5 protein-coding genes are annotated in these 5,317 nt (G+C 29.7%); 1 reads left to right on the top strand and 4 read right to left on the bottom strand.

What is annotated here, in order from left to right:
- Positions 1 to 459 precede the first annotated feature (459 nt).
- The gene (locus JJE11_RS14115) at positions 460 to 852 is read left to right on the top strand and encodes a HAMP domain-containing protein (RefSeq protein WP_291636720.1); all 393 of its coding nucleotides are present in this window, start codon (positions 460 to 462) and stop codon (positions 850 to 852) included.
- Here JJE11_RS14115 and JJE11_RS14120 read toward each other — a convergent pair.
- The 4 genes from JJE11_RS14120 to JJE11_RS14135 form a co-directional block, all read right to left on the bottom strand.
- Positions 829 to 1,236 (bottom strand): bacteriohemerythrin, encoded by a 408-nt coding sequence (locus tag JJE11_RS14120; protein WP_291636722.1) that lies wholly within the window; start codon positions 1,234 to 1,236, stop codon positions 829 to 831. The genes JJE11_RS14115 and JJE11_RS14120 overlap by 24 nt on opposite strands.
- Before the next feature lie 93 nt (positions 1,237 to 1,329).
- The gene (locus JJE11_RS14125) at positions 1,330 to 2,973 is read right to left on the bottom strand and encodes a diguanylate cyclase (protein WP_291636724.1); all 1,644 of its coding nucleotides are present in this window, start codon (positions 2,971 to 2,973) and stop codon (positions 1,330 to 1,332) included.
- A gap of 473 nt (positions 2,974 to 3,446) precedes the next feature.
- The gene (locus JJE11_RS14130) at positions 3,447 to 4,319 is read right to left on the bottom strand and encodes a nitroreductase family protein (RefSeq protein ID WP_291636730.1); all 873 of its coding nucleotides are present in this window, start codon (positions 4,317 to 4,319) and stop codon (positions 3,447 to 3,449) included.
- Between the two features lie 29 nt (positions 4,320 to 4,348).
- Positions 4,349 to 5,317, bottom strand: a 969-nt coding sequence (locus JJE11_RS14135) for an HD domain-containing phosphohydrolase (RefSeq protein ID WP_291636732.1), incomplete at its 5' end; no start/stop codon positions are given.

Consider the following 5,317-nt stretch of genomic DNA (forward strand, 5'->3'; position numbering starts at 1 on the left):
ATACCTATTGTAAGCATTAAAACAATCAACGCAATGTTAATTACCCAGTCCACAAGTTTTAATACATTATCCGGCAATTTCCTTATACCAAAGAATAAACCTATTCCTAAACACAAAAATGGTATCCAAGTCATATATACTACCCCCGACGACTATGTTATCACTTTTTAAATATCTCATGTCCACCCACTAAGATTATATAATTATCGCTTCGCTATTTTTTACAACTGCGTCGTAACTCTCTATATAATATTATCATAATTTACCATATTTTTAAACATTTTCTCATCAATAGAGATTCTATATTGTTTATATATAAACAACATTAAAATCAATTTTCTAAGCCATTTCTATGTGGTGTAGTATAGATACTCCCACAAAACCCACGCTAAGACATAAAACGGATAAATATCTTATAATCAGCCCACTCTAAGAAATGGATTATCAATATCAGTATTATTGATTGCTCTTACACTCGGTTTAACAACTTCTATTGGAATTTCGAGGCAAATAAAGAAGATTGTAAATGTAACTTACGCACTTTCAGAAAATGATTTATCAAAAACTGTTGATATTGATAATAAGAGTGAACTAGAAAGTTTAGGAAAAGCTTTAAACACATCTATAACAACCTTAAAAACGTTAATTGTAGAAATATCAGAAGGTGCTGCTGAAAATAGTGCTAGTACCACTAATAAATTATATTTGGAGAATCAAGAAATCATATTAAAAGCAATAGCAGAAGGCATGGTTGTTAGTGAAATTAAGATAATAGCAGCTGAAATAGAAAATATAGCAAGTCAGACAAATCTTATCAAAATTAACTTATTAATAGACCCCTTTTTCATTTAAAAACTTTCCATATTTCTTGTCACTATCCATGCTGTGAATAACGAGCCATTGTTTAAGGAAAGTCATAAGTTCCATAGTAAAAACAGGTTTCCCTTCATCAGACCGGTTTTTTAAGTCTGACACACTTTTCCTAAAGTAATTATGTCCCTCCACGTGTTCAGCTTTTTCTGGATAATTAAATTCCACAAAATATTTTTCTTCACTTTTAAAATGATATTTTGCATATTCAATTAATTCATTTAATATATCCTTTAATACTTTCTTGCCATCTCCTTCCTTCATTGCGTCATAAAGCTTATTAATCAATACAATTAATTTCTTGTGTTGTTCATCAAATTCAGTAATTCCTACCATGTACATTTTATTCCATATTAACAATGACATATCATTCACTCCTCTGCCTTCTGATATTACTTAATAAATCTTAAAATTATGAATCATCTAAATAAATTCACTATTATATTATTCTTTCATTTTCTAGAAATATATTTTGTATCCATTTCCACCATTGCGCTTAACTTCATACATAGCTGAATCAGCCTGCTTAATTAACGTGTCTGCATCAATTCCATGTTCTGGAAATATACTTATGCCTATACATGCCCCCACAAATAATTGGTTTTCCTTATAGTTGAAAGCTACGCTTAATGTTTTCAACGCTGCCATTGCAATTTTCTCAACATTTGCAGAAGCTTTCAAATTTCTTAATATTATTATGAATTCATCACCACCAATTCTATAAACTTCATCCGTTGACCTAATAATGTTTTTTAATCTCACCGCCACAGTTTTAAGAATATAATCTCCCGCCTCATGACCATAATCATCATTGGCACTCTTAAACTTATCCAAATCCATAAAAAGAATGGCAAATTTTTCAGTTTTATTATCAAGTAGCATGTTAACATCTTCTAATAATTTTTTTCTATTAGAAAGTTCTGTAAGGGCATCATAATATACGAAATAACGTATTTGCTCTTCTGCAAATAATCTATCTGTAATCTCATTTTTAAGTTTAATATTTGATTCTTCCAATTTTAAAGTATACTTCTCTTGTATTTCAGCTATCTTTTTTCTTTCAGAAACATCATGTAATAGAACAAGGATTCCTAATATGTCCTTATATTCATCATATACAACTGTGGCTGATAGTTCACAGACAAGAGCTTCTTTATTTTTCCTGTGTAAGTCTACTTCAATATTGATAACATTTCTTTCTTGAATTATGGTATTAAAATTGAATTTTCTAAAATTTATTATTGCATAAAGTGAATTTTGCTCTAAGTCCTTATTATTATAGCCAATTATATTTAGTGAAGCATCATTACAATTTTTTATAAGGAAATCTTCACCTAATATTAAAATCGGTTCATTTACAGCTTCAAAAATATATTCCGATACAAGTTCATAAGAAATTGACAGCATTTTATATTTATTAATTGCGTACCACATTCCACCCGTTGCAATAGAAATGGATATAATCCCAGACGGAAAAATATTAATACCTATTACAGGTAAAATCAAATCTGATATTATCGCTAAACAAAAACTGATAAAACCGCTAATTAAAATAATTTTCATCTGCTTTCTGACTCTCTTCTTATGAGAATTTCTCATTTGAAAATATATTATTACAAAACCAGCTATATATATAACTGCGACGTATATACTAAAAACAATACCGATAATTGTTTCAGAGTATAAATTATCTACAAAGCCGTAAGCTTCACTACTTACTACTTTAGAGGGTTCGTATATTAAATTACCTATGAAAAACATCAGTGAAGTTATATATATTGAAAATTGTATTTTTGAGTTAGAGTTTTTTTGATTTATACCTTTAAGAGAAAATGCGAAGGATACCCATATTCCATTAAAAAAACACCAACCTAACGCAGAAACTATTCTCCATATATTTGCGATTTCTATACTAGGAGAAATTAACATGAATGCATATCCTATGCCCCAAAGGCTAGCCGCAATACAAAGACAAAAAAATATTATGTTAACTTTTGATTTTTTATCTTTTCTGTAACTAGAGATACCCAAATATAAGTAGAAAATAAAACAAATACATAATATTGTAAATAGCATAATTTTAATATTCTCTTCTCGTAGCATAACTTAGCCCCCCGCCTCATCTTAAAACTTACATATTTATTATATGATTTACATGCATAATGGGTTACATTTTATTAGATATTCAGAATATTAATCCTCCCTATTTTTCGATTTAATATTTATATATAATAATCCTTTTCATTCATTATGAGGAATATATTTTGTATCCATTTCTATCATTATGCCTAGCTTCAAAAATATATTCTGATACCAATTCATAAGAAATTAACATCATTTTATATTTATTAATTGCATACTACATTCCACACGTTCCAATACTTATTGATATAATTGTAGATGGGAATACCACAATACCCAATGCAGGAAAAATAAAATCTGTTATTGACCCTAATCAAAAACTGATTAAACCATCCACAAACTGTAATATCCTTTGAAAGATTATGATATGCAGAATGCCGATCTACATGCAAATACCCTCTATTTCTTATTGATTCTAATAAAAGTAATTTACATTATTTAGACCAGGTACATATGTATTCCCAGTCATTTGGTGTATTTATATTTTTTATTTCTTGCCACGTGCCTTTTAACCCAAGTTCATTTGCAGATAACTCAAAATGGCATTTAGCAATTCCAATGTCATTTTTTTGCATATCGTAACCAGTTACTCCATACCCCTTGGTTCTGCAAAGAAAAAAGTGATATGCATTCTTATCCTTTATAATTCTCCAAGGTTGTTTGTTTGAAGCAGAAGGTCCAAGTCTTACCATCTCTAATGGAATAGCATATTGTCCAGCGCCATCTTCATTTAATGGCACTAAACTATCCGCGTTAAAAAACAATTCACTCCATGGTTTTCGTTTATTAGCACCAATAACTGCTCTCATAGCAGATTCAAAAACTCTAGGCTTTTCTTTTCTTATTCCTACAGGAGATACAATGGGTATGAATTCATTATCAAGTAAATTCATATTTTGTGCAAAATTGCTCTTATTAAAAGTTCCACCGAGCCAACATGTTTGAAGTCCCAAATCTGTTGCGTAGAGCACAATTTTTTCGAATAAATACCCAAATTCAAGTGCGTCTTTTTCTTCTTTATCTAATATTCCAATAATAAATGAATTAGCACCCGATATAATCCCATATGTACCTAACTTTTTTACTTTACCACCATCATTATCATTACTTTGTGTAAATATAAACCTAACCCTTAGTTTTGTTTCTTCATTAATTTTTACAATATAATCCTTTAGCTTTTTAAGGGTTATACTTTCAATATTTCTTTGATCAAATGATCTGCTTGATGTCCTCATCTTAATAAGTTCAATAACTGACTTTTGAAATTCCATACTTGCTCCTTTTAATTTATTATTGATTTTAGGCATGGGATACCATTAAACTTCACCCATCTTCTCTAATCCCCTATTTCCTCGTAAATTTTTTTTAAATCCAAGTGTATTCTCTTAAAAGCCCCTAAAACATTGGGTTCGAAATGCCCTGGGATTACACGACCATCTCCTACAGTTATTATTTCATAGGCTTTTTCGTGGGAAAATGCTAGTTTATAGGTTCTCGCACTTCTTAGTGCATCGTATATATCTGCTAGGGCAACTATTCTGGCACAAATAGGAATTTCTTCTCCCATCTTAGAATCTGGATACCCTGTTCCATCATATTTCTCATGGTGATTTCTGGCAATTTCTGCGGACATTTTTAAATACTCGGAATCCCCTATTATACTTTCTCCGTAAACAGTGTGACTTTTCATAATTTCAAACTCTTCATCAGTAAGCTTTCCTGGTTTAGTTAAGATGCTTTTATCTATATTAATTTTTCCCACATCATGCATTTGGGCTGCATAATAAATTTTCCTTGTAAATTCTTTGCTCATTCCTAATTCTTCTGATATTCTCTTTGAAAATATATTAACTCTTTTAATATGTTTTCCAGTTAAATCGTCATTTGCCTCTGCTGCCCTTGCCAATGCATTTGTAGTGTACTCAAAAGCATTTTCTAATTCATTTATCTGATGCTTCATGGTATCCATAAGGTCAAAGTTTATTGATAATGCTTTCATTATTCCTACATCATAATTTGTCACAAGGTTTTTATAGTTCATACCTATTAATATGATATTTCCAATAGAAAACCCAGCAAAATTTTTGATTTGAGGTGTATTTTGTCTTATAGCTTTTGGAAACATTTTTTGACTAAAGCTAATATCAGAAAATTCATCTACGTCAAAGTTTTTATTAAATCCAGTACTTGCATAAATATCAAAATTAAATGAAACCTCTTCAGCTATATCCGTGAATAATTTTTCTTCATATTCATCATTATTAAGTTGAAAAAGACTATAATTATATATATCTTTTTTAGAAAT

The sequence above is a fragment of the Clostridium sp. genome, from assembly GCF_016650095.1.
In the GTDB taxonomy this organism is placed as follows: domain Bacteria; phylum Bacillota; class Clostridia; order Clostridiales; family Clostridiaceae; genus Clostridium_AD.

Coding starts and splice junctions, on each gene's coding strand:
- JJE11_RS14130 (WP_291636730.1), bottom strand. CDS start 4,319: ATGCCTAAAATCAATAATAAATTAAAAGGAGCAAGTATGGAATTTCAA.
- JJE11_RS14120 (WP_291636722.1), bottom strand. CDS start 1,236: ATGTCATTGTTAATATGGAATAAAATGTACATGGTAGGAATTACTGAA.
- JJE11_RS14125 (WP_291636724.1), bottom strand. CDS start 2,973: ATGCTACGAGAAGAGAATATTAAAATTATGCTATTTACAATATTATGT.